This window comes from Mycobacterium sp. DL440, assembly GCF_011745145.1.
GTDB lineage: Bacteria > Actinomycetota > Actinomycetes > Mycobacteriales > Mycobacteriaceae > Mycobacterium.
The window spans coordinates 1,645,723-1,667,650 of the sequence record NZ_CP050191.1 but is presented as its reverse complement, the minus strand read 5'-3'; the positions used below and the strand labels follow the sequence as shown (position 1 = coordinate 1,667,650).

Annotated in this window: 24 protein-coding genes; 15 read left to right on the top strand and 9 right to left on the bottom strand. The window is 67.3% G+C overall.

Annotated elements, in window-relative coordinates:
• The first annotated feature begins 2 nt into the window (after positions 1 to 2).
• Positions 3 to 794 (top strand): SDR family NAD(P)-dependent oxidoreductase, encoded by a 792-nt coding sequence (locus HBE63_RS08270; RefSeq protein ID WP_166904322.1) that lies wholly within the window; start codon positions 3 to 5, stop codon positions 792 to 794.
• An 85-nt stretch (positions 795 to 879) separates the two neighbouring features.
• On the opposite strand, the gene HBE63_RS08265 is transcribed toward HBE63_RS08270, so the two are convergent.
• A complete protein-coding gene (locus HBE63_RS08265) occupies positions 880 to 1,947 on the bottom strand; it encodes a hydroxylase (protein WP_166904321.1) in 1,068 nt (355 codons plus the stop codon).
• A 210-nt stretch (positions 1,948 to 2,157) separates the two neighbouring features.
• Here HBE63_RS08265 and HBE63_RS08260 point away from each other — a divergent pair, with 210 nt between their 5' ends.
• Positions 2,158 to 2,970: an IclR family transcriptional regulator gene (locus HBE63_RS08260; RefSeq protein ID WP_166909537.1), complete on the top strand. Its 813-nt coding sequence runs from the start codon at positions 2,158 to 2,160 to the stop codon at positions 2,968 to 2,970.
• Between the two features lie 10 nt (positions 2,971 to 2,980).
• Here the strand turns inward: HBE63_RS08260 and HBE63_RS08255 are convergent, their stop codons facing one another.
• The gene (locus HBE63_RS08255) at positions 2,981 to 4,078 is read right to left on the bottom strand and encodes an acyl-CoA dehydrogenase family protein (protein ID WP_166904320.1); all 1,098 of its coding nucleotides are present in this window, start codon (positions 4,076 to 4,078) and stop codon (positions 2,981 to 2,983) included.
• 74 nt (positions 4,079 to 4,152) lie between these two features.
• Here HBE63_RS08255 and HBE63_RS08250 point away from each other — a divergent pair, with 74 nt between their 5' ends.
• Positions 4,153 to 5,148 (top strand): hypothetical protein, encoded by a 996-nt coding sequence (locus HBE63_RS08250; RefSeq protein ID WP_166904319.1) that lies wholly within the window; start codon positions 4,153 to 4,155, stop codon positions 5,146 to 5,148.
• Here the strand turns inward: HBE63_RS08250 and HBE63_RS08245 are convergent.
• Positions 5,104 to 6,570 (bottom strand): wax ester/triacylglycerol synthase family O-acyltransferase, encoded by a 1,467-nt coding sequence (locus tag HBE63_RS08245; RefSeq protein ID WP_243858559.1) that lies wholly within the window; start codon positions 6,568 to 6,570, stop codon positions 5,104 to 5,106. The genes HBE63_RS08250 and HBE63_RS08245 overlap by 45 nt on opposite strands.
• Positions 6,571 to 6,718: 148 nt before the next feature.
• Here HBE63_RS08245 and HBE63_RS08240 point away from each other — a divergent pair, with 148 nt between their 5' ends.
• The 4 genes from HBE63_RS08240 to HBE63_RS08225 are packed head-to-tail and all read left to right on the top strand — an operon-like array spanning position 6,719 to position 10,958.
• Positions 6,719 to 8,365, top strand: a complete 1,647-nt coding sequence (locus HBE63_RS08240; protein WP_166904318.1) for an AMP-binding protein — start codon at positions 6,719 to 6,721, stop codon at positions 8,363 to 8,365.
• On the top strand, positions 8,362 to 9,348 hold the full coding sequence (locus tag HBE63_RS08235; protein ID WP_243858558.1) for an alpha/beta hydrolase: 987 nt from the start codon (positions 8,362 to 8,364) through the stop codon (positions 9,346 to 9,348). The genes HBE63_RS08240 and HBE63_RS08235 overlap by 4 nt, the downstream gene beginning before the upstream one ends.
• A gap of 39 nt (positions 9,349 to 9,387) precedes the next feature.
• Positions 9,388 to 10,185 carry an SDR family oxidoreductase gene (locus tag HBE63_RS08230; protein ID WP_166904317.1) on the top strand — a complete coding sequence of 266 codons (798 nt, stop codon included), beginning with the start codon at positions 9,388 to 9,390 and terminating at the stop codon, positions 10,183 to 10,185.
• Positions 10,185 to 10,958, top strand: coding sequence for a glucose 1-dehydrogenase (locus HBE63_RS08225; RefSeq protein ID WP_166904316.1), 774 nt, complete (start codon positions 10,185 to 10,187; stop codon positions 10,956 to 10,958). Before HBE63_RS08230 ends, HBE63_RS08225 begins: the two co-directional genes overlap by 1 nt.
• A 55-nt stretch (positions 10,959 to 11,013) precedes the next feature.
• On the opposite strand, the gene HBE63_RS08220 is transcribed toward HBE63_RS08225, so the two are convergent.
• Positions 11,014 to 11,388: a DUF952 domain-containing protein gene (locus HBE63_RS08220; RefSeq protein WP_166904315.1), complete on the bottom strand. Its 375-nt coding sequence runs from the start codon at positions 11,386 to 11,388 to the stop codon at positions 11,014 to 11,016.
• A gap of 159 nt (positions 11,389 to 11,547) precedes the next feature.
• On the opposite strand from HBE63_RS08220, the gene HBE63_RS08215 reads away from it, so the two are divergent.
• Together HBE63_RS08215 and HBE63_RS08210 are read left to right on the top strand one after the other, a co-directional pair.
• Positions 11,548 to 11,739, top strand: coding sequence for a hypothetical protein (locus HBE63_RS08215; protein WP_166904314.1), 192 nt, complete (start codon positions 11,548 to 11,550; stop codon positions 11,737 to 11,739).
• Between the two features lie 73 nt (positions 11,740 to 11,812).
• Positions 11,813 to 12,805: a YihY/virulence factor BrkB family protein gene (locus HBE63_RS08210; protein ID WP_166904313.1), complete on the top strand. Its 993-nt coding sequence runs from the start codon at positions 11,813 to 11,815 to the stop codon at positions 12,803 to 12,805.
• Here HBE63_RS08210 and HBE63_RS08205 read toward each other — a convergent pair.
• Positions 12,795 to 13,031, bottom strand: a complete 237-nt coding sequence (locus tag HBE63_RS08205; protein ID WP_044517849.1) for a DUF3039 domain-containing protein — start codon at positions 13,029 to 13,031, stop codon at positions 12,795 to 12,797. The genes HBE63_RS08210 and HBE63_RS08205 overlap by 11 nt on opposite strands.
• A 77-nt stretch (positions 13,032 to 13,108) precedes the next feature.
• Between HBE63_RS08205 and HBE63_RS08200 the strand changes: the two genes are divergently transcribed.
• The 3 genes from HBE63_RS08200 (at position 13,109) to HBE63_RS08190 (ending at position 15,539) form a co-directional block, all read left to right on the top strand.
• Positions 13,109 to 13,537 carry a DUF3099 domain-containing protein gene (locus tag HBE63_RS08200; RefSeq protein ID WP_166904312.1) on the top strand — a complete coding sequence of 143 codons (429 nt, stop codon included), beginning with the start codon at positions 13,109 to 13,111 and terminating at the stop codon, positions 13,535 to 13,537.
• Between the two features lie 147 nt (positions 13,538 to 13,684).
• On the top strand, positions 13,685 to 14,644 hold the full coding sequence (locus tag HBE63_RS08195; RefSeq protein WP_166904311.1) for a sigma-70 family RNA polymerase sigma factor: 960 nt from the start codon (positions 13,685 to 13,687) through the stop codon (positions 14,642 to 14,644).
• 205 nt (positions 14,645 to 14,849) lie between these two features.
• The gene (locus HBE63_RS08190; RefSeq protein ID WP_166904310.1) at positions 14,850 to 15,539 is read left to right on the top strand and encodes a metal-dependent transcriptional regulator; all 690 of its coding nucleotides are present in this window, start codon (positions 14,850 to 14,852) and stop codon (positions 15,537 to 15,539) included.
• 4 nt (positions 15,540 to 15,543) lie between these two features.
• Here the strand turns inward: HBE63_RS08190 and HBE63_RS08185 are convergent, their stop codons facing one another.
• Together HBE63_RS08185 and HBE63_RS08180 are read right to left on the bottom strand one after the other, a co-directional pair.
• Positions 15,544 to 16,611 carry a DUF4192 domain-containing protein gene (locus HBE63_RS08185; protein WP_166904309.1) on the bottom strand — a complete coding sequence of 356 codons (1,068 nt, stop codon included), beginning with the start codon at positions 16,609 to 16,611 and terminating at the stop codon, positions 15,544 to 15,546.
• A gap of 156 nt (positions 16,612 to 16,767) precedes the next feature.
• On the bottom strand, positions 16,768 to 17,589 hold the full coding sequence (locus tag HBE63_RS08180) for a serine protease (RefSeq protein WP_371814937.1): 822 nt from the start codon (positions 17,587 to 17,589) through the stop codon (positions 16,768 to 16,770).
• Positions 17,590 to 17,760: 171 nt separating this feature from the next.
• On the opposite strand from HBE63_RS08180, the gene HBE63_RS08175 reads away from it, so the two are divergent.
• Genes HBE63_RS08175 through HBE63_RS08165 form a run of 3 tightly spaced genes read left to right on the top strand, consistent with a single transcriptional unit; the run spans position 17,761 to position 20,541 of the window.
• Positions 17,761 to 18,786, top strand: coding sequence for a proteasome assembly chaperone family protein (locus tag HBE63_RS08175; RefSeq protein WP_166904308.1), 1,026 nt, complete (start codon positions 17,761 to 17,763; stop codon positions 18,784 to 18,786).
• A gap of 36 nt (positions 18,787 to 18,822) precedes the next feature.
• Positions 18,823 to 19,845 carry an alpha/beta fold hydrolase gene (locus tag HBE63_RS08170; protein WP_166904307.1) on the top strand — a complete coding sequence of 341 codons (1,023 nt, stop codon included), beginning with the start codon at positions 18,823 to 18,825 and terminating at the stop codon, positions 19,843 to 19,845.
• Positions 19,846 to 19,854: 9 nt separating this feature from the next.
• Positions 19,855 to 20,541 carry a PhzF family phenazine biosynthesis protein gene (locus tag HBE63_RS08165; RefSeq protein WP_166904306.1) on the top strand — a complete coding sequence of 229 codons (687 nt, stop codon included), beginning with the start codon at positions 19,855 to 19,857 and terminating at the stop codon, positions 20,539 to 20,541.
• Position 20,542: 1 nt separating this feature from the next.
• Here HBE63_RS08165 and nrdR read toward each other — a convergent pair whose 3' ends face one another.
• Complete coding sequence (gene nrdR, locus HBE63_RS08160) at positions 20,543 to 20,998, bottom strand: transcriptional regulator NrdR (RefSeq protein WP_166904305.1); 456 nt, start codon at positions 20,996 to 20,998, stop codon at positions 20,543 to 20,545.
• A 164-nt stretch (positions 20,999 to 21,162) separates the two neighbouring features.
• Positions 21,163 to 21,690, bottom strand: coding sequence for a LysM peptidoglycan-binding domain-containing protein (locus HBE63_RS08155; RefSeq protein WP_243858557.1), 528 nt, complete (start codon positions 21,688 to 21,690; stop codon positions 21,163 to 21,165).
• Positions 21,691 to 21,928: the final 238 nt, after the last annotated feature.

Sequence of the window (21,928 nt, the reverse complement as noted above, 5' to 3'; positions counted from 1 at the left end):
TCATGAATCGACTTGAGGGCCGCCGGATCCTGGTGACCGGCGCCGGATCCGGCATCGGACAGGCCACCGCGCTGCGACTGCTCGACGAGGGCGCCGAAGTGGTGAGTGCCGACATCTCCGCCGATGGGCTGGACGCCACCCGGCAGAGTGCGCAGCAGGCCGGCACCGCTGACAGGCTCACGGTGCTGACGATGGACATCGCCGACGAGGCATCGGTGGTCGACGGTGTGCGCACCGCAGTCGAGACGCTGGGCGGCCTCGACTCGGTGGTCAACGCCGCGGGCATGCTGCGCGCGGTGCACACCCACGAGATGAGCCTGGCGGCCTGGAACCAGATCATCGGCGTCAATCTCACCGGGACATTCCTGGTGATCCGCGAGGCGCTTCCGGCGCTGCTGGCGAATCCACAGAGTGTCATCGTGAACTTCAGTTCGACCTCGGCGGCGTTCGCCCATCCCTACATGGCGGCCTACGCGGCCAGCAAGGGTGGCATCCAGGCGATGACCCATGCCCTCGCCCTGGAGTACGGCAAGCAGGGTCTGCGGGCGGTCAGTGTGGCGCCGGGAAGCATCAAATCCGGGATCACCGACTCAACGCCCGGACTCGTTCCCGCCGACAGCGATTGGTCGTTGTTCGCGAAACTGTCACCGATCATGCCGACCACCCTGGAGTCCGGCGGAGCGGGGATGGGTGACCCGTCTGCGGTCGCCGGCGTGATCGCGATGCTGGTGTCCGACGACGGCGCGTTCATCAGCGGCACTGAGATCCGCATCGACGGCGGTACCCACGCCTGATCACGAGCAACTGATCACGAGCAACGAAAATGGTGAGCGGCGCTGATCTTTCGCGCCGCCCACCATTTTTCGCCGTGCCGTTCGGTCACGGCGAAACCACCTTTGACTCGGTGACCACCGTTGCCAGACCGACGTGGGCGTCCCGCCACAACCGCTGCATCGGGTTGCCGCGGCGCAGGGCGTCAACGTTTGAGTGACAGACGATCTCATCGATCGCCCGCACCGCCCGGCGGGCCGCGGCGATCTGGTCGCGGCGTGCACGTGCCCGCATCCCCGTGTCGATCGGCCCGTCCAGCACCCGGTTGAAGGACGTCGTGAGTGTGTCGAGCAGCACCAGTCGCGACGCCCTGATCTCGGCGGCCGCGTGTTCTTCGACCGGGCCGGCCGTGCCGGCCGCCTCGAGATGGTGGGCCAGTGCGCCCTCGGCCATGCCGATCACCGCAGCCGTGATTCCCAGCGGCGCAATGGTACTGAGCGGAATGTGGTAGATGGGATTGCGCAGACCCGCATGCCCTGCCGCAGTACCGTCGACGATGCTGTTGTGGTTGAGCAGCCGATGCGCGGGGACGAACACGTCATAAATCGTGATGTTCTTACTTCCGGTGCCGATCAATCCGATGGCATTCCAGGATTCGTCGTCGATGCGCAGATCTTCCCGCGGCACAAGCGAATACCCGAGTCCGTCGACGTCGCCCATACCGACCACACGGGCGCCGACGACAACCCACTCGCAATGGTCGATGGCCGCGACCGATCGCCACTCACCGGAGAGCCGGTAGCCGCCGTCCACGGGCAGGAGCACGCCGGCCGGCGCGTGCGCCGAGGCGATCCAGACGTCGGAATCGGCCTCCCACACCTCGTCGCGCAGGCGCCGGTGGGCCGAGGCCAATGCCCACGGCGGCACACCGACAGAACCGGCGACCCAGCCTGCCGCCCCGTCCAGCCGGGCGATCTCGAGCACGGCCTCGGCGAAGTCACCCGGATGGGTCTCGATTCCGCCGAACTCCTCGGGCTGCAGCATGTGCATCACCCCGGACTCGCGCAGCGCCTCGACCGCCCGACTGTCGAGCCGGCCGAGTTTCTCATTGGCGGGTCCGAGTGCCTGTATCCGATCGGCATTTTCGTTGATGCCGTCCAGAACATCCCTGGTCATTTCAACACCACGCATCCAAAACTCCCTTGTCGCGCGTATCGCGTGTGACCACCATGGTGAGGTACCGCACCTTCACGCTTGCGTCAGGATCTCGCTGAGTGAGATTGTGGGGGCCTCAGTGTTCGACGTCTCCCAGGGGGCGCAGTGCCGGCATCCACCAGCAACGCAACATCACGACCACGCCCCGAACAGGGTGACACGGCCGTGTCCATGGTGGATCGTGTCGCGCTGATCCTCAACTCCTTCGATGAACCCGGCAGGCACCTGCGGCTGGATCAGATCGCCGGCCGCACGGGGTTGCCCCGCTCCTCCGTGCACCGGATTCTCAAACAGTTGCACAGCGCGGGGCTCCTACAGCACCGGCCCGACGGCTATGCGCTGGCCGCCTCCCCGCTGCCGGTGACCGGGATGGTCGACCACTCGCAGTTGCGCAGCGCGGCCTCACCGACCCTGTCCCGCCTGCATGCCGACACTGGACTGGTGGTGCACCTCGGGGTGCTCTTCGGCGGCGACGTCGTCTACCTCGACAAGGTGGCCGGTCGCAACAGTGCTGTGGTGCCCACCCGCGTCGCCGGGCACACGCCCGCGCACGCCAGCGCCCTGGGAAAGACCATGCTGGCCCAGCTTCCCGCCGAGGAGGTGGACGCCGTCCTGGGGCCGCGGCTGACCCGGTCCACCCGGTCCACCATCGGCGATCTGGAAACCCTGCACCGGGAACTGGCCCGGATCCGCTCGCGGCACGGACTGGCGTACGACAACGAGGAGCTGGCGATCGGACTGACCAGCGTGGCGGCCCCGCTTCGCTCGGCCGACGGCGAGGTGGCGGGCCTGTCCCTGACCGGTGCGGTGCCGTTGCACCGCCTGCAGCGGACCGCACCGTTCGTGATCCGTGCGGCCCGGCACGTCTCGCAGCAACTCGGCGCCGGCCGGGATGCCGCGTCGGCGGCCCCGTCCCAGGCGCAGGCCACCGACAACCTGTTGTCGCGCGTGCTGCGGACGCTGACCTCCGACGCGTGGGTCTGAAGACGCCCGCCTACCAGAGGATCTCGTCGACCTCCATGCCGAACGAGTGCCGACCGACCAGTGCCAGCACCTGCTCCACATTGCTCGCGACATGGGTTTGCGCGGTCTGGACGTCGCGCCACACCCGTTCCACCAGCGGGTCCCCGGCATCGCGGCCAGCCGAGTGCGCGATGAATGTCCGGATCGCCGCGACGGCACGTTCGGAGGCCAGCACCTGGTCCCGGCGTGATCGCAGCACCAGGTCGCTGTCCGGGGCTCGGTCGGCACGCACACAATCCATGAGATCGCCGAGGTTGCGTTCGATCTGGGCGACCGACAGTTCGAGGTCACTGCACGCCATGGCCACCGGATCGACCGACGAACCGGCCTGGGGCCGCAACGCGGCGAGAATGTTCTCGGCGGCGCCGAGCAGTGGAACCGTGCCCGTGTGGGTGTACATGGTTGGTTGCGGCAACCGGTACAGCGGAGCCAGTGTGCTGAGCTGCTCACCGCTGACCCAGCCGAACGTGCGGTACCGCGGCACGACCGCACCCGAGACGACGACGTCGTGCGCGCCGATACCGCGCAATCCCACGCTGTTCCACGTCGATTCCACGTCGTAGTTCTCCCGCGGTACCAGTGCCACCAGGAAATCCTGGGCCGCACCGTCCTCACCGACCAGCACCGCGGCGGCCATCAGCCACGACGAATGCAGGATGCCGGTGCACCTGCTCCACCGGCCCGACAACCGGAATGCGTCACCCACGCGTTCGAGCCGACCGGTCGGGGCATACGACTCACAAAGCAAGGTCCGTGGATCCCGGCCCCACACATCGCGCTGGGCACGGTGATCGAACAGCGAGAGATGCCAGGTGTTGACACCCAACCAACCGGCCAGCCACCCCGTGGAGGTACACGCTGCGGACAGGTCACGGGTGACCGCCAGGTACTCGGCCGGGTCGGCTTCGATCCCCCCGAACGCCTTGGGCCGCAGCATCGCAAAGAAACCCGCATCATGCAGGCCGGTGATCACTGCGGGGTCGACGGCCCCGGTGCGGTCGACATCGGCTGCCGCCGCGGCGATCGCCGGCAGTGCCTGGCGCACCGCGCCGCGCACATTCTGCGTCATCGTCGCCGCCCTATCCAGCCCGTCCGGTGTGTCACCATCGTGAATACCATTCGTCGCCCCTCCCAGGAGGTCATATGGCCGAGCCGCCCGGTGCACCCGGCGTCGATCCCACCGTCTCGACCGTTGAATCGATTGCCGTCGTGCGTGATTCGGAATCGGGTCGGTTGCTGCAGCCGGTCCGATACGGCGGACGCGCGGTGTCGCCGGCCGAATACGTCGCGGCGGTGGCCGACCTCGCCGAGCGTGACGGGTCGGCGGGGTGGTTCGCCGCGGCCGTCAACACCGCGGCCTACGCCGTGGCCGGCCTCGGCGACGGTGCCGCCCAACGGGTGTGGAGCGCCGATGCCGGTGCGTTGGTGACCACCGGTGCGGAACCGTCGGGACGGTTGACCGCCGAGGCCGGGCAGTTTCGGCTGACCGGCCGCTGGGAATCGGTGACCGGTGCCCACGTCGCGGACTGGCTGCTGCTGAGTGCCCTCGACGAGGGTTCCGTTCGGTATGTCCTGCTCCGTCGCGGCGTGGTGCAGGTGGACGGCGACGGTGACCGGCGCGGCGTGGACGCGGCCGGTATCGGCGACGTCACGGTGTCCGACGTGGTTGTCGACGAGGGCTCCGTGTTTTCGCCATCCGATGACAATTCTTGGGACACCGGTGAATTCGATGATGCGCCACCGCCCTACCGGGTCCTTGCCGGCGCTGGACAGGCCGCCGTCGTCGTCGGCGCCGCGTCCGGTGTGTGGCAGGCGCACGTCGGGCAGGTCCGCCGGCGGCTGGCCACCTCATACGGCAGCGAGGACACCACCGAACTGACCGCCTCGGCGGTGCTGGTGGCCAGGGCGGCATCCGACATCGACGCCGCACGTCTGCAACTCACCGTGGCGCTGAGCGCCGACGCCGACGGCGCGGTGACCGCACTGCGCCAGGCCGTGACCCGCGCGCGCAACGCCGCCGACCAACTGTTGAGCAGCGGCAATCGCCACGCGCTCGACGCCACGGACCCGGTGGCCCGCCTCTGGCTCGACGTCCTAGCCGGATACCGCCTGACGATCCGGTGCGTCGCCGCCGGCTGAGCCGGCATTCACCTCCGGGATCCCTCTCGCAGCTGAGTCCGCCCGCGCCGACAACTCGGCCAGGACCTGCGGCACCCGGTCGGCGATACCGTACGGGTCCGACACCTGATCACGACAGGTGAGCACGCAGATCGCCATCTCGTCGCGGTAGCTCCACCCGGTGAAGTTCAGCCCCATCGGGAACACGATCGGCCCGGACGAGATCAGCTGCTCGATCGGCGCACCGCCCCAGTACAGCGTTTCCTGCGGGCCGCGCATGTTTGACGCGATCAGGCTGAACATCGGGCGGCGCTTCATCTTGGCCCCGAGGATCGGCAGCACTCGCGAGTACAACCAGAACAACGGCCAGTACTCCATCCAGTCATGCTGCAGCCAGGCGTCCCGCTCGGCCTGCACCTCGCGTGCGGCCCGGGTCGCCGATGCGACCGCGTTGAGTCGCTCCACGGGGTCCGCGATGTGGGTGGCGAGGTCGACGTTCCATCGCGCCACCTTGTTGCCCCACTCGGCCTCGGTGTCGGTCGGGCGCATCGAGACGGGCACGACGGCGGTCAAGCTCTCGTCGTTGGCCTGCCCGCTCTCAGCCAGGTAGTCCCGCAGGGCTCCGCCGCAGATGGTCAGGAAGACATCGTTGATGGTGACGCCGAAAGCCTTCGACACCCGCTTGATCTCCGTGACGTCGCAGCGCCGGTAGGCGAATCGGCGGCTGGCCGAGAACGGTTCGTTGAACGGCATGGCCGGTGCGGCGAAAGCTTCGGCGTAACCGGGCTTTCCGGCCTTCTGCCGGCGGCGGATCACCCCGGTGACGGCCGCGGTGCGGGCGATGATGCCGGGGAAACGGGCCAGTGCCGCGATCTGATGACGCAGCACCAGCGGCCACCAGACCCACGGTGCCGGTCGTTGTTCGTTCCGCAGTGGTGTCCGCCCCGGCTGCGGGAGCGGGGTCGCCGGATCGGTGCTGTACAGGGTTTCCAGCAGCCGCAGCGATGCGGTGCCGTCGGCGACGGCGTGGTGAATCTTGAGCACCAGGGCGATGCGGCCGTCTTTGAGGCCCTCGACGTACCACAGCTGCCAGGCCGGCCGGTCGCGGTCGAGCGCCACCTCGAAGATCTCGCCGATGGTCGCGGCGAGTTCCTCGTCACCGCCGGGAGCGGGTGCAGTGGTCCGCTGGACGTGGTGCTCGATGTCGATCTGCGGCCGCGACACCCACCACGGCCGGCCGAACCCCACCCGCGGCGACAGCAACTGCCACTGCAGCGGTTCGATCTGATCGACCCAGCCCTGCACAGCGGTTTTGACTCGCTCGAACGTGAGTGGTTCGCTCATCCGACTCGGGTCGAGCACGACAGCCTTCATCGTGTGCTGCGGTTGGACGGAGCTTTCCCATGCCAGGAAGCTGTTGTCCTCGCCCTTCAAACGCCGCATTCTCAACCTCGCTTGTCCTCACCGCCGATACGGCTCTTTCTGTGGCTGCCATCACTCTTATCCAATCGTGTGTCCGAGTAGACAAGCTGTCCCGCCCAGCGAGACTTCGGGACCCGCTGCCGACCCGGTGCGACCTACCGTTTGCGGCATGAAGCGAGCTAATCCGCGCACATCCAGCCTCGCCGCCAGGGCCAACCGGTTCCGTGTGATCGCCCGCAGCATCGCCGTGCTGCGTGAGTCCGGCCTGTCCGGTGGAGCGGGCGACGGGATCCGGCAGGCAAAGCTGGTCCGCCAGTTCGGCGGCTTCGCCGCCGTCATCGAAAGCGCCGCCACCCGCGATCCCAACGCCATCGCCATCACCGACGAATGGGGCGACGTGACGTTCGCGCAACTCAACGACCGGGTCAATGCCCTTGCCCGGGCGTGGAATTCACGCGGTATCGGTGCAGGCTCGGTCATCGCGGCGCTGTGCCGGGACCACCGCGGCCTGGTCACCGTCCTGGCCGCGACAGGCAAGGTCGGGGCACAGCTGCTGCTGATGAACACCGGATTCGCCAAGCCACAGTTCGCCGACGTCGCGGCCCGCGAAAAGGTCGACGTGCTGATCCACGACGAGGAGTTCACCGACCTCGTCAGCGCCATCGATCCGGGCGTGCGCCGCTTCCTGGCCTGGACCGACGAGCGCTCGACAGCCGATGTCGAGGGTTCACTGGAGGGTCTGATCGCCGCTACCTCGCCGGCCCCGGTGGCCGCACCCGCCAAGCCGGGCGGCATGACGCTGCTGACCAGCGGCACCACCGGCACGCCGAAGGGCGCCCCGCGCGGCAAGACCTCTCCCCTGTTCTCCGCTCAGCTGCTGGACCGGGTGCCGCGCCGCCGCGGCCAGACCTGCATGCTCGCCGCACCGATGTTCCACGGGACCGGGCTCGGCCAGGCGGTGCTGTCGCTGGCGCTGGGCAACCGCCTGGTGCTGCGCCGCAAGTTCAACCCGGAAGAGACGCTGCGCGCGGTCCAGAACCACCACTGTGACGTACTCGTGGTGGTACCCACGATGCTGCAGCGAATCCTGGCTCTGCCCAAGGATGTTCGCGACAGCTACGACACGTCGTCGCTGAAGATCATCTTCGTCTCGGGCTCGGCCATGCCACCCGACCTCGTCAAGCGCACCCTCGCCGAGTTCGGCCCGGTGCTCTACAACCTCTACGGCTCAACCGAACTCGCGGTCATGACCGTGGCGATGCCCGAAGATCTGAAGCACGATCCGCGCACCGCGGGCCGGGCCCCCGTCGGATGCGCGGTCCGCCTGTACGACTCGGCGGGCCATGAGATCACCGAACCGGGTGTGATCGGACGGGTTTTCGCCGGCAGCGACGTGAGCTTCGCCGGCTACACCGACGGCCGCACCAAAGAGTCGATCGATGGGCTGCAGAGCAGCGGCGACGTCGGCCACTTCGACGACACGGGCCGACTCTACATCGACGGCCGTGATGACGACATGGTGATCTGCGGTGGCGAGAACGTCTACCCGCTGGAGGTCGAGAACCTGATCACCAGCCATCCCGAGGTCGACGAGGTGGCGGTGATCGGGGTCAGTGACGAAGATTTCGGTCAACGGCTCAACGCGTACGTGGTGCTGACCGACGGGGCCACCCTGGGCGCCGATGAGATCAAGGACTACGTACGGGCAAACCTGGCCCGGTACAAGATTCCGCGGGACGTCGAGTTCCTGAACAAGCTGCCCCGCAACGCCACCGGCAAGGTGCTGCGCGGCGAACTGACCGGGGGTTCCAAGTGAGCGACTCAGGTATCCAAGACGACACCATGAAGCGTGAGGTCGCCGGCCGGATGGGCGACGCGTTCGCCCCCATTCTCGAAGGCGGCAGTGATCCCATCGCGGCGGCTGCGGAGGTGCGGGCCAGGCTCAAGGCCAGCCGCCGTCCGGCCTGGCCCATGCAGGTGGGCCACGTCGAAGACCGTGCCATCCCCGGGCACGCCGGCGACATTCCGGTGCGGATCTACCATCCGCTGGACCCCGCGGACTCCGGCACCAACCCTGACGCCGGCCTGCCCGTCCTCGTCTACTTCCACGGCGGCGGATTCGTGCTGTGTGATCTCGACTCACACGACTCGTGTTGCCGCAGGCTCGCCAACGGCATCGGCGCAATCGTGGTTTCGGTCGACTACCGGCTGGCTCCCGAGCATCCTTATCCTGCCGCGGTCGAAGACGCCTGGGCGGCAACCGAATGGGTGGCTTCCCATGCCGCCGAGCTCGGCGGTGACCCCGCCCGGCTCGTGATCGCAGGCGACAGCGCGGGCGGCAATCTGGCTGCCGTGGTCGCGATGACAGCCCGGGACCGCGATGGCCCGGCCATCGCATTCCAGGTGCTGATCTACCCGGTTGTGGATCAGCGTCGCAAGTCGTCGCTGTCCAGCCCGCACACCAAGAGCGGGGTGCTGACGGCTGAGCACATGCAGTGGTTCACCTCGCAGTATCTCGGCGCCAGCGGCGCCCAGGCCGAGGTGTCGGCATCGCCGATTCTCGGTGATACGACCGGACTTCCGGATGCGCACGTGTTGACCGGAGCCCTGGATCCGCTGTGCGAAGAGGGCGAGGAGTATGCCCGCATGCTTGCCGCCAGCGGGGCGAAAGTGAGCGTCCGGCGTTACGAGCGCGGCTTCCATGGGTTCTTCAACCTCGCCGACCATCTTCCCGCCGCGGCCGAGGCCACCGAAGACGTGTGCGCCGTCGTCCGCGACGCCCTGAACGACCCGAACTGAACAACAAGACCACACCTCAAATCCACTGAAAGGCAACCCATGAAGCTGAGGAACTCCCGCGCTCTGGTCACCGGCGCGAGCCGCGGCCTGGGCAAGAGCATCGCCGAGGTGTTTGCCGCGCGCGGCGTCGACGTCGCCGTGGTGGCGCGTGACGCCGAGTCGCTCAACCTGCTCGCCAAGGAGATCGGCGGCACGGCCTACCCGACCGACCTGGGTGATCCGGCCGCCGTCGAGGCACTGCTTGACCGGGTCGAGGCCGACGGCCCGGTGGACATCGTGATCAACAACGCTGGTATCGACCACGTCGGCCGGTTCCACCAGGTCAGCCCCGAGCAGATTCGTAACCTCCTGCAGGTCAACCTGGCCGCGCCGATGGACCTCTGCCGCCAGGCCATACCTCGCATGGTCGGGCGTGGGCGTGGCCACATCGTCAACGTGTCCTCGATGGGCGCCATCTCCCAGGGGCCGGGACTGACCCTGTACGGCACGTCGAAGGCCGGGCTGAGCCACTTCACCGCAGGTATCCGCGGCGAGTTGCGGGGCAAGCCGGTCGGCACCACGCTCGTGCAGGTCGGCGAGGTCAAAACCGACATGATCGACCACATCCGCGCATTCGGCCCGGCGCGGCGCACCATCGAGCGATCGATACGGTGGCGGATGATTCCGCGCGACCAGTTGGACCCGGTGGTGGTTTCCGAGGCTATCGCCGACGCCATCGAAAACAACCGCCGCCACGTCATCCTGCCGCGCAGCATCATTCCGATGGCGAAGTTCACCGAATTCCCCCGCCGCGTATCCGAACTCATGCTGACCGGCATCGACCAGGACAACGACTGATGGCCGGCGTCGACCTGTCCGGCAAGGTCGCAATCGTCACCGGGGCCGCCCGCGGGCAGGGTGAAGCCGAGGCGCGGTTGTTCGCCGCGCTGGGTGCCAAGGTGGTGCTGACCGATCTCCTCGTCGAGGAGGGTCAGCGGGTCGCCGAGTCCATCGGCGCCGCCGCCCGCTTCGTCCGCCACGATGTCGGCAACGAAAATGACTGGCGCACCACCGTCGACACCGCGATCAGCGAGTTCGGTCGGGTCGACGTGCTGGTCAACAACGCCGCCATCTGCAAGGTGGTGCCACTGGCCGAGCAGGACACCGCAGGATTCGAGCAGATGTTGCGGGTCAATCTCATCGGCGCCTTCCTGGGCATGCAGGCCGTCGCCGAACCGATGAAGGCCGCCGGCGGCGGATCGATCGTCAACATCTCGTCGCAGGCGGGTGTGCAGGGGCTGGCCGGTTACACGGCGTACGGTGCCTCCAAGTGGGGTTTGCGCGGTATGTCCAAGGTCGCGGCAATCGAGCTGGGCCCGTTGGGCATTCGGGTCAACACCGTCTATCCCGGCATGATCGACACCCCGATGATCGCCCACCTCGAGGTGGAACGCGGCCTCGGCGGCCATCCCGGTGCGCCGCTGACCCGTGTCGGCACTCCCGAAGAGGTCGCCGACGTCGTCGCCTTCCTCGCCTCGGATGCGTCGTCATACATCACCGGCGCGGATCTGACCGTCGACGGTGGTGCCAGCGCGGGCCGGATTCCGGTGACGCCGGTCCACACCAACTGAGCGTGGTGGGCCGGCGCCGGCCCCACCACGACCTCACGCCCCGGACAGCTGCGCTCTACGACGACGGCGTGTCGCCGGCCAACGGCGCGAACCGTCCCTCGGCGTCGGGCACATAGGTCGTGGTGGTCGTCACAGCGTCCACCGGCAGCGGGCCGTACAGATGCGGGAACAGCATCGCGTCGGGGTCCGTCGGAACCCCCGGCTCCCACCGCAGCGGATCCGTCAACATCGCCGGGTCGATGTGCAGCAGCACCAGATCGCCCCGACCTGAGTAGAGTCGATTCGCCGGCAGGTGCACCTGCTCAGGAGCTGAAAGGTGGACGAAGCCCTGGACGCTCAGGGAGTCCGGGCGATGTTCGCCACGACGCTGGGCCGCCTGCCATTCCTCGGCACTACACAAGTGAAGCAGGACACTCGGCGATGGATGCATACCGCCAGCCTGCCTGGCCAGCAACACGGCGGCCAAGTGAGACACGACACACCGGTGAACCCCTGGGGAACAAGGCCGGAATCCAAAACGTCTGACAGAGTAGACATACGCAATCGAGGCGCCTTTGCCGAGATGCGCAGAGCAGAAGACGGAGGAGCCATGAACGCAACTCTGACAAGCCCGGAGCTAACGAGAGCCGACCGCTGCGATCGTTGCGGTGCGGCCGCGCGCGTGCGCGCTAAGTTGCCTTCAGGCGCCGAGCTGCTGTTCTGCCAGCACCACGCCAACGAGCACGAAGCCAAGCTGATCGAACTCGCAGCAGTGATCCACGTCGACCCGGTCGACGCCTGATCTCGGCTGACACGCCCCCCGGACGACACCCGCCTGGGCACGAGCAGGTTTCGTCAGTAATGCTTGACTGGTCATGACTGGCCAGCCACTTCCAGTACCACCATCACGCCACCACATCTGGCACATCTCTCGACGCACACTGTCGAAGAGCTGGGACGATTCCATCTTCTCGGAGTCGGCGCAGGCGGCGTTCTGGTGCGCGTTGTCACTGCCTCCCCTGCTACTGGGGATGCTCGGCAGCCTGGCCTACATCGCACCGCTGTTCGGCCCGGACACGCTGCCGACGATCCAGGATCAGCTGATCAACGCGGCGAACAGCTTCTTCTCCCCCAACGTCGTCAACGAGATCATCGAACCGACGATCCGCGACATCGTCAGGGGCGCCCGGGGCGAGGTGGTGTCGGTCGGGTTCGTGATCTCGCTGTGGGCCGGGTCGTCGGCGGTATCGGCCTTCGTGGACTCCATCGTGGAGGCCCACGATCAGACACCATTGCGGCATCCGGTACGGCAACGCTTCTACGCGTTGGGCCTGTACGTGATCATGCTGGTCTCTGCCATCGGGGTGGCGCCGCTCCTGGCCCTGGGGCCGCGGGCGATCTCCGAGCACATCCCCGAAAGCTGGGACAACGTGCTGCGGTACGGCTATTACCCGGCGTTGTTCCTCGCGGTGCTGGTAGGCGTGACTGTGCTGTACCGGGTCTCGCTGCCGGCTCCGATTCCGACGCACCGCCTGGTGCTCGGCGCCGTCCTGGCCACCGTGGTATTCCTGGTCGCCACATTCGGGCTGAGGATCTACCTGACCTGGATCACGAGCACGGGCTATACCTACGGCGCACTCGCCACACCGATCGCGTTTCTGCTGTTCGCGTTCTTCCTGGGCTTTGCCATCATGCTCGGCGCCGAATTGAACGCGGCAGTACAAGAGGAGTGGCCGGCGTCGGACACGCACGCCAGGAGACTGCGGGGATGGCTGGAGGACAAAGCCCTCAACGGCGGCGCTCAGACACCGGCAGAAACACCTGCGCCCGCGCCGGCTGAGCCGCCGCTACCGCCACCTACTTCTTGAGCGATTCGTAGATCTTCTTGCAATCCGGGCACACCGGAGAGCCGGGCTTGGCCGACTTCGTCACCGGGAACACCTCGCCGCACAGCGCGACCACATGCGTGCCCATGACCGCGCTTTCGGCGATCTTGTTCTTCTTGACGTAGTGGAAAAACTTCGGGGTGTCATCGTCGGTCCCGTCGTCGACGCGTTCGTCGGTGTCCGGGCGCTCGATCGTCTGGGTCTGCATAGTTTTATTGTGCCTGGCTGCGGGGCGTAGGGAAATCCGCATGCCACCACTCGGTCCAGGTGTGGAACAGTAGAGGCATGAAACAAAGCCACGAGCTGAGTTTCGACGACGATTTCGGCGACGATTTCGGCAAGGAAGCCCGCCCGGTTCTGATCACCAAAGCCGCACCCGCCTACGAAGTGCAGCACCGCCAGCGCGTCCGGAAGTACCTGACGCTGATGGCCTTCCGCATCCCGGCGCTCATCCTCGCCGCGGTCGCCTACAACATCTGGCAGAACGGGCTCATCTCGCTCGCGATCCTCGCGGTGTCGATACCGCTGCCCTGGATGGCGGTGCTGATCGCCAACGATCGTCCCCCCCGTAGCGCCGAGGAGCCACGGCGTTATGCCGGCCGCGGCGAGCGGATCCCACTGTTCCCCACCGCGGAGCGGCCGGCGTTACAGAAGGACCCGTTTATGCCACCGCAACCGGACGCAGCGCGGCCCGACGGCGATGAGCCCAGCTGAGCGGCCTCTTTAGCCATTCTCAGGACATTCTCAGGTCGGTCCGGAAAAACCGCAGCTCAACGGGTATGAATCCGAAGATCAACGGGAACTCTCATGGGGTCTACGACGTTGTAGATCATGACAGTTCGAGCTGATCAGGAGGCCGTCATGGCAAATGCCACCACAAGCCGCGTCGACAGTGATCTGGACGCCCAGAGCCCTGCCGCCGACCTCGTGCGCGTGTATCTGAACGGCATCGGCAAAACGGCGTTGCTCAACGCCGCCGATGAGGTAGAGCTCGCAAAGCGCATCGAGGCGGGCTTGTACGCCCAGCACGTGCTGAACACCAAGAAGCGTCTGGGCGAGAACCGTAAACGCGATCTGGCCGCCGTGGTCCGCGACGGTGAGGCAGCGCGTCGGCATCTGTTGGAGGCCAACCTCCGCCTGGTGGTGTCGCTGGCCAAGCGCTACACGGGACGCGGCATGCCGCTGCTGGACCTGATCCAGGAAGGCAACCTGGGCCTGATCCGCGCAATGGAGAAGTTCGATTACTCCAAGGGCTTCAAGTTCTCCACGTACGCCACGTGGTGGATTCGCCAGGCCATCACCCGCGGGATGGCGGACCAGAGCCGCACCATCCGACTCCCGGTCCACCTGGTCGAGCAGGTCAACAAGCTGGCCCGGATCAAGCGTGAGATGCACCAGAACCTCGGCCGGGAGGCCACCGACGAGGAACTGGCCGAGGAGTCCGGCATCCCGGTCGAGAAGATCAACGACCTGCTGGAGCACAGCCGTGACCCGGTGAGCCTGGACATGCCGGTCGGCACCGACGAGGAAGCCCCACTGGGCGACTTCATCGAAGACGAGAACGCGATGTCTGCCGAGAACGCCGTCATCTCCGAACTGCTGCACACCGACATTCGCCACGTGCTGGCCACGCTCGACGAGCGCGAGCAGCAGGTGATCCGGCTGCGGTTCGGACTCGACGACGGGCAGCCCCGCACCCTGGATCAGATCGGCAAGCTCTTCGGCCTGTCCCGCGAGCGGGTCCGCCAGATCGAGCGTGAAGTGATGTCCAAGCTCCGCAACGGCGAGCGTGCCGACCGCCTCCGCTCCTACGCCAGCTAGACCTCCCTCGAAGATGTGCCCCGTCGGTTTCCGGCGGGGCACATCGCACATCCGGGTGTTTCCGGGGCCTGGCCAGGCTGTTCCAGACCCCATAGCCTGGGGTTTTCCCACCTTTTGTGAGGTGCCCGACGCCCCGATGTTGCGCCGCAGTTCAAGAGCCGGAAACGGTAGACTGTGCGGTGACGTTGGGGCTGGGAAGGCGCGCATGAACGATCTGGTCGATACCACCGAGATGTACCTGCGGACGATCTACGACCTGGAAGAAGAGGGCGTGGTGCCGTTGCGTGCCCGCATCGCCGAACGGCTCGACCAAAGCGGTCCGACGGTCAGCCAGACGGTGTCACGCATGGAACGCGATGGCCTGCTGCATGTAGCCGGCGACCGCCACTTGGAACTGACCGACAAGGGTCGCGCCCTTGCGGTCGCCGTCATGCGCAAGCACCGGCTGGCCGAACGGTTGCTCGTCGATGTGATCGGGTTGCCGTGGGAGGAAGTCCACGCCGAGGCATGCCGCTGGGAACACGTCATGAGCGAGGACGTGGAGCGGCGCCTGGTGCAGGTGCTCGACAACCCCACCACCTCGCCGTTCGGCAACCCCATCCCGGGCCTCTCGGACCTCGGCGTCGGCGCGGCCGGCTTCGACGACGTCAGCCTGGTCCGGCTCACCGAACTCCCGGTCGGGTTGCCGGTCGCCGTGGTGGTCCGCCAGCTCACCGAACACGTGCAGGGCGACACCGAGCTCATCGGCCGACTCAAGGATGCCGGCGTGGTGCCGAATGCGCGGGTCACCGTCGAGGCCAACGACCACGGCGGGGTGATGATCGTGATCCCCGGGCACGAGCAGGTCGAACTCCCCCATCACATGGCGCACGCGGTCCGCGTCGAGAAGGTCTGACCACTCAACCGGCCTGGCGCCGCCACGTCCGTCGAGGCGGCAGTTGCACACCCAGCTGGTCGGCCAGCCGATAGCCGGTGACCGCCAACTCCCGGATCCGCTCCGGCCGCATGCCCGCCTGCAGCGCGGTGTCGAGCATGCCAGCCATCCGATGCGTCGGCCGCGCCTCCAACGCGGCGTCCAGCGAAACCCCGGCCAGCGGCCCGTCACCTCGCGCATATGCGGAAAAGGCCAGCAGGACAAGCGCTTCGGCACGCCACGGGTCCGGCAGATTGCGGGCCAACAGCGCCCACAACGCTTCGGCCTGCTCCGCGCACTCCCCGACCGCCAGCGCATAGAGCGTGTCGCGGACCCTGGGATCGGCCAACCCGACGGCCAACCGTGCCAACTCGGCACCACCAGGTCGATCCCCCTCGGCAACCTGCACCGCCGCCCGCATCGCGGCCTCGACATCACCGCGCACCTCGGCGTCGGGCCGGGTATCCGAATACCCAGGCCGCTGCGCCACGAGAGCCAACGGCCGTTTCATCGTTTCACTGGCGACCGGATCCGGTCGGATCACCTGCAACAGTTCGTCACGGCTGGCATAGAGCCGACGACCGTCCAGCACCGCAGCTGCCGCCAGCGGCGAAGCACCCGGGTCATCCACCCACCCCTGTTCGCCACAACCGTCGGCGCAGTGCCACGATCCACCGGCGGCCACCTTGTCCACCACATGCGCGGCGTAGAGCTCGATGCCGTCGGCGGCAAGGGCCTGGTCCAGCGCCGCCGCCAAGTCGCGATAACGGTCATCGCACACCCGGCAGTCCCTACTGTGGTCGTCCACCACCACGGCGATCACGGCGTCTGCGCCGGCCGTGGCCGCGAGGTCGACCAGGTGCTCGACGCGTTCGGTCATGTCATCGGCCAGATCGGCGCGCATGACGCAGCCCAGCTCGCCCCGGTCGACGGTGACGAGGACGAGGCTCTTGTGCGGGACGAAGCCGAGCACCGCCGGCAGTGCGGCGATCAGCGCACCGGGACGGTTGAGGTGGAAGTCGAACTCTGGCGAGGAGGGCGATGGTGTTGTCATGGCCCGACGGTGCCAACTTGCGCCGTCACGAACCGCCGCCCGACCGGGCGGTCGTGGCCGGTTGGGGATGGACCCTGCGCTGGGGATAACCCGGGGGCGGTGTTCACCCGGGGCCAACGTGATGAACAAGCTGCGCGCGCTCAACCGGTTCCGCTACTAGCAGTCGGATTCCAGCGCCGCGGGCGCCGCGTCGCCGGGCCCGCCGGCCTCGGCACGGGCCAGCAAGCGGGCGATCCGGTCGTCGAAGCGCGGTGAATAGGACACGTCGTCGTCGCAGCCGCCGCCATCGAGTCCGCCGACCAAGCCGGTAACCGTCGATCCCGAAACCCATGGGGCACCGCTGAAGCCATCGGTCACGCCCGCACAGGCCAGGGCCGGGTACCCCTGTAGTGACGACTCGGTCGCGCCCCGACACGCCATTGGGCTGCCGCCCTCACCCATCGGATAACCAGTCACCGTCACCGGGCTTCCCGCCGCGGGCGCCGACCCCAGGGCCAGACCGCCACCGGAGTCGGCCAGCAGATTCGCGGTGGAGTCCCCGCTGACCCGCACGATCGCGTAATCGGCCTGAGGGTCCTGGTTGGCGAGCCAACGCGAGTCCAGGTACACGCTACGGACGTGCCAGGTGTCACCGGCGCCCGCACCGAAACCAGGGACGAACGTCGTGTCGACACCGTCCAGCAGGCAGTGCGCTGCAGTGAGGATCAGATCCGACGACGGGCTCGCCAACACCGACCCACTACAGGTATGCGTCGTGGTGTCGCCCAGGAACAACGCCCCCACCCGCCGATCCGGGGTCACCGACTCCACCCCGGCCTGCGACAACGCGCTCGCCGCTGCCGGTGTGCTGCTCGGTGGGGCCGTCGTGAGGTTGGCTGCTGCCCCGCCGGCGGTGGTGCCCGGAACGGTGCACGCGGCCGTCGCGGCAGCCATCACGGCCGCCGCGACTGTGAACTTCGCCAACCGGGTCACGCGCATCATCACGATTTTGCCTGATCGCGGAGATAACCGCCGGAATGCCGACCCCCGCCCGGCGCGTTCGAACGCACAAGCGGGGCGGAACGAAACCCCGGTCCGGGTATGCGGGACACTAGATGACACGGCGGTAGGCCGTCACAGCGTCCTACCGCAGCGAGGAGACGAAGCGAGATGACCGACAGCAGCGACACCCCCGACCAGCACTACCAGCCCGACCAGAGCGGCATGTACGAGCTTGAGTTCCCGGCGCCACAGCTGTCGTCTTCTGATGGCCGCGGCCCGGTGCTGATCCACGCCCTGGAGGGGTTCTCCGATGCCGGCCATGCGATCCGACTGGCCGCCGAGCATCTCAAGGACACCCTCGACACCGAACTGGTGGCCTCCTTCGCCATCGACGAGCTGCTCGACTACCGGTCGCGCCGGCCGCTGATGACCTTCAAGACCGACCATTTCACCAGCTACGAGGAACCCGAGCTGAACCTGTACGCCCTGCACGACGGTGTGGGCACACCGTTTCTGCTGCTGGCCGGCCTGGAGCCGGACCTCCGGTGGGAGCGGTTCATCACCGCGGTGCGGCTGCTCGCCGAGCAGCTGGGAGTGCGACAGGTGATCGGCCTCGGCACCATTCCGATGGCGGTGCCCCACACCCGCCCCGTCATGCTCACCGCGCACGCCAACGACAAGGAGCTGATCACCGACCACACCCCGTGGGTCGGCGAAGTCCAGGTTCCGGCGAGCGTTTCCAACCTGCTGGAGTTCCGCATGGCCCAGCACGGGCATGAGGTGGTGGGTTACACCGTGCACGTGCCGCACTACCTGGCCCAGACGGCCTACCCGCCGGCCGCCGAGGCGCTGCTGGCCGAAGTGGCCCGGACCGGTTCGCTACAACTGCCGCTGGAGAAACTGTCCGAGGCTGGAGCCGAGGTGTACGGCAAGATCAACGAGCAGGTGGAGGCCAGCGCTGAGGTGGCTCAGGTGGTGACCGGGTTGGAGCGCCAGTACGATGCGTTCGTTGCCGCACAGGAAAATCGGTCTCTGCTGGCGCGCGACGAGGAACTACCCAGCGGTGACGAGCTCGGAGCCGAGTTCGAACGGTTCCTCGCCCAGCAGACCGGTGACAAGTTCAAAGACGACAGGTACAAAGACGGACGGGACGGCTTCGGCGACGGCTTCCCGAACGGCGACAACCACTCATAACAGCCCGACGCCGGGCCGAGGGCGAGGTTGACCAGCATGACCGAGCGCAAACCCCATTTGCGGACTGTTCGCGAGCTCACCCCGACGCTCGAATACCGGACGATCCACGGATATCGGCGGGCATTCCGAGTCGCCGGGTCCGGGCCGGCGATCCTGCTGATCCACGGCATCGGTGACAACTCCACCACCTGGCACACCGTGCAATCGACGCTGGCGCAACGGTTCACCGTCATCGCGCCGGACCTGCTCGGCCACGGCAGCTCCGACAAGCCGCGTGCGGACTACTCGGTCGCGGCCTACGCCAACGGCATGCGCGACCTACTCACCGTGCTCGACATCGACCGGGTGACCGTGGTCGGTCATTCGCTGGGCGGTGGCGTGGCCATGCAGTTCGCCTACCAATTCCCGCAGCTCGTGGAGCGTCTCATCCTCGTGGGCTCCGGCGGGGTCACCAAGGATGTCAACGTGGCGTTGCGGGTCGCCTCACTCCCGATGGGCAGTGAGGCGCTGGCGCTGCTGCGCCTGCCCCTCGTGCTGCCGGTGTTGCAACTGGCCGGTCGGGCGGCAGGCACCTTGTTGGGCACAACCGGCCTGGGACGCGACATCCCCGACATGGTGCGCATCCTCGCCGATCTGCCGGAGCCGACGGCATCGGCGGCGTTCGCCCGGACCCTGCGCGCTGTCGTGGATTGGCGTGGCCAGGTGGTAACCATGCTGGATCGCTGTTACTTGACCGAATCCGTTCCCGTCCAGTTGATCTGGGGCGAACGCGATTCGGTCATCCCGGTCAGCCATGCTCAGATGGCCCACGCCGCAATGCCCGGTTCCCAGTTGGAGATCTTCTCCGGATCCGGGCATTTTCCCTTCCATGACGATCCCGAACGCTTCGTCGAGGTGGTCGAACGCTTCATCGACTCGACCGAACCGTCGGTCTACGATCAGGATCACCTGCGCAGTCTGCTGCGCGCCGGGTTGAGCGAATCGGCGATGAGCGGATCACTCGACACTCAGACCGCGGTGCTCGACGCGATGGACGCCGACGAACGCAGCGCGACGTAGCATCGGGTGATGGCGATCGACGTCACCGTGTTACGGGTATTCACCGACTCAGACGGCAAGCACGGCAATCCGCTGGGCGTGGTGGACAACAGCACTGTCGCCCCGGGCGATCGCCAACGGATAGCCACCGAATTGGGTTACAGCGAAACGGTATTCATCGATCTGCCGCAGCCCGGCGGCAACTCGGCCAGTGCCCACATCTTCACCCCGGTCGCGGAGCTGCCGTTCGCCGGACATCCCACGGTCGGCGCATCGTGGTGGCTGCGCGAAACCGGCCTGCCCGTCAACACATTGCGGGTGCCGGCCGGACTCATCCAGGTGGAATACGACGGCGATCGCGCCGCGGTCAATGCCCGCTCGGAATGGGCACCGGAGTTCGCAATCCATGACTTGACTTCCGTCGACGAACTGCTCGCCGCCGAGCCCGATGATTTCGCCGAGGCCGACGAGAACTACCTGTGGGCCTGGATCGACAAGGCGCACGGCACGCTGCGAGCCAGGTCGTTCGCCCCGCACCTGGGGATCCCCGAGGACGAGGCGACCGGAGCCGCGGCGGTACGGATGACGGATTACCTGAGCCGGGACCTGACGATCATCCAGGGGAAGGGTTCGGTGATCGAGACCCGCTGGAGTCCGGAGGGCTGGGTTCGTCTGGCCGGCCACGTCGTCAATGACGGCACCGCCCAACTGGACTGAATTACGCCTCGGCGCGGTGTGCCCGCAGCGCCTCGATCTCGCGCTCGAAGTCGTCGGCTGACGAGAACGACCGGTACACCGAGGCGAATCTCAGGTAGGCGACCTCGTCAAGTTCGCGGAGCGGTCCGAGAATCGCCAGGCCGACCTCATGGCTGGGGATCTCCGGAGTGCCGAGGCCGCGGACGGCGTCCTCGACCTTCTGCGCCAAAACATTGAGCGCATCGTCGTCGACCTGCCTGCCCTGACAGGACCGGCGCACTCCACGGATGACCTTCTCCCGGCTGAAGGGCTCAGTCACCCCGCTGCGCTTCACCACGGCCAGCACCGCGGTCTCCACGGTGGTGAACCGACGTCCGCACTCCGGGCATGATCGCCGGCGCCGGATGGCCTGGCCCTCGTCGGTCTCGCGGGAATCGACCACACGCGAATCAGGATGACGGCAGAACGGACAATGCATTACCGCTCCTTCGCCATGCCGCCGGACAACTAGTTCGAGCGCCCTTGAGCGTACCCGCGATGCGCGCGGGAGACTCACCGCCGGGTCCAGTGGCGTGTAGGTGTTCACTCCGACACCGGCCAGTGTGGCTGCCGGCCAGGACGATTCAGCAGACATACCACTGCTCAGCCAACCGGCGCAAGCAATGTCTGCCCGGAGTCGACCGCCGCGGATTCGAGTTGGTTGAGGTCACGGATCTGCTCGACGACCCGGGATACCGGGGCATCCGGGGCCACCCGGCGCGCCACCTGCTGCAGTGTCTCCCCCGATTTCACCTGGACCACCGCGAGCTCGGTCGGCGTCGGGGTCTCGGCCCCCATCACCCCACCGAATTGGGCCACCAGGCCAAGCCACACCGTGATACCGGCGGCGACGAGGGCCAGCAACACGGTGGTCATCGGCGTGATGGGCCGACTGCGATGCGATGCCCGCGACATCAGCACTCCGGTTCCGCGGTAGCGGACCGCGCCGGCGGACGGGCGGTCGGGTGCCGGCCGCTGCACCCGGCGCACCGGCCTGGCCGTACCGGTACCGAAGGTGGCGCTGCCTCTGGTGCCGGCGCCGCCGCGGGCCCGGCACCGCTGCGGCGGGGACTGCGGCACGGCCCGAACAGCGCGGGAACGGCTATCCGCGGGGATATCGATGATCGCCATCTGACTGCCTTTCAGTGGGGCGGTTTCGCTCTTGTGTTCGAACATACTCGCTCAGGTGTTCGATGGATAGAACATGTGATCGAACTGTGGCCAAACGATAGAACAGGGCACCGACAAGTTCGGGCCGCCAACCCCGCGCACGACGCGGAATCACCTGTCCACGCGCCCCACCAGCAGACACGCGCGCAACACGCGTCGAACACATGTTTGATTAATGTTCGATCAACGACTACATTCG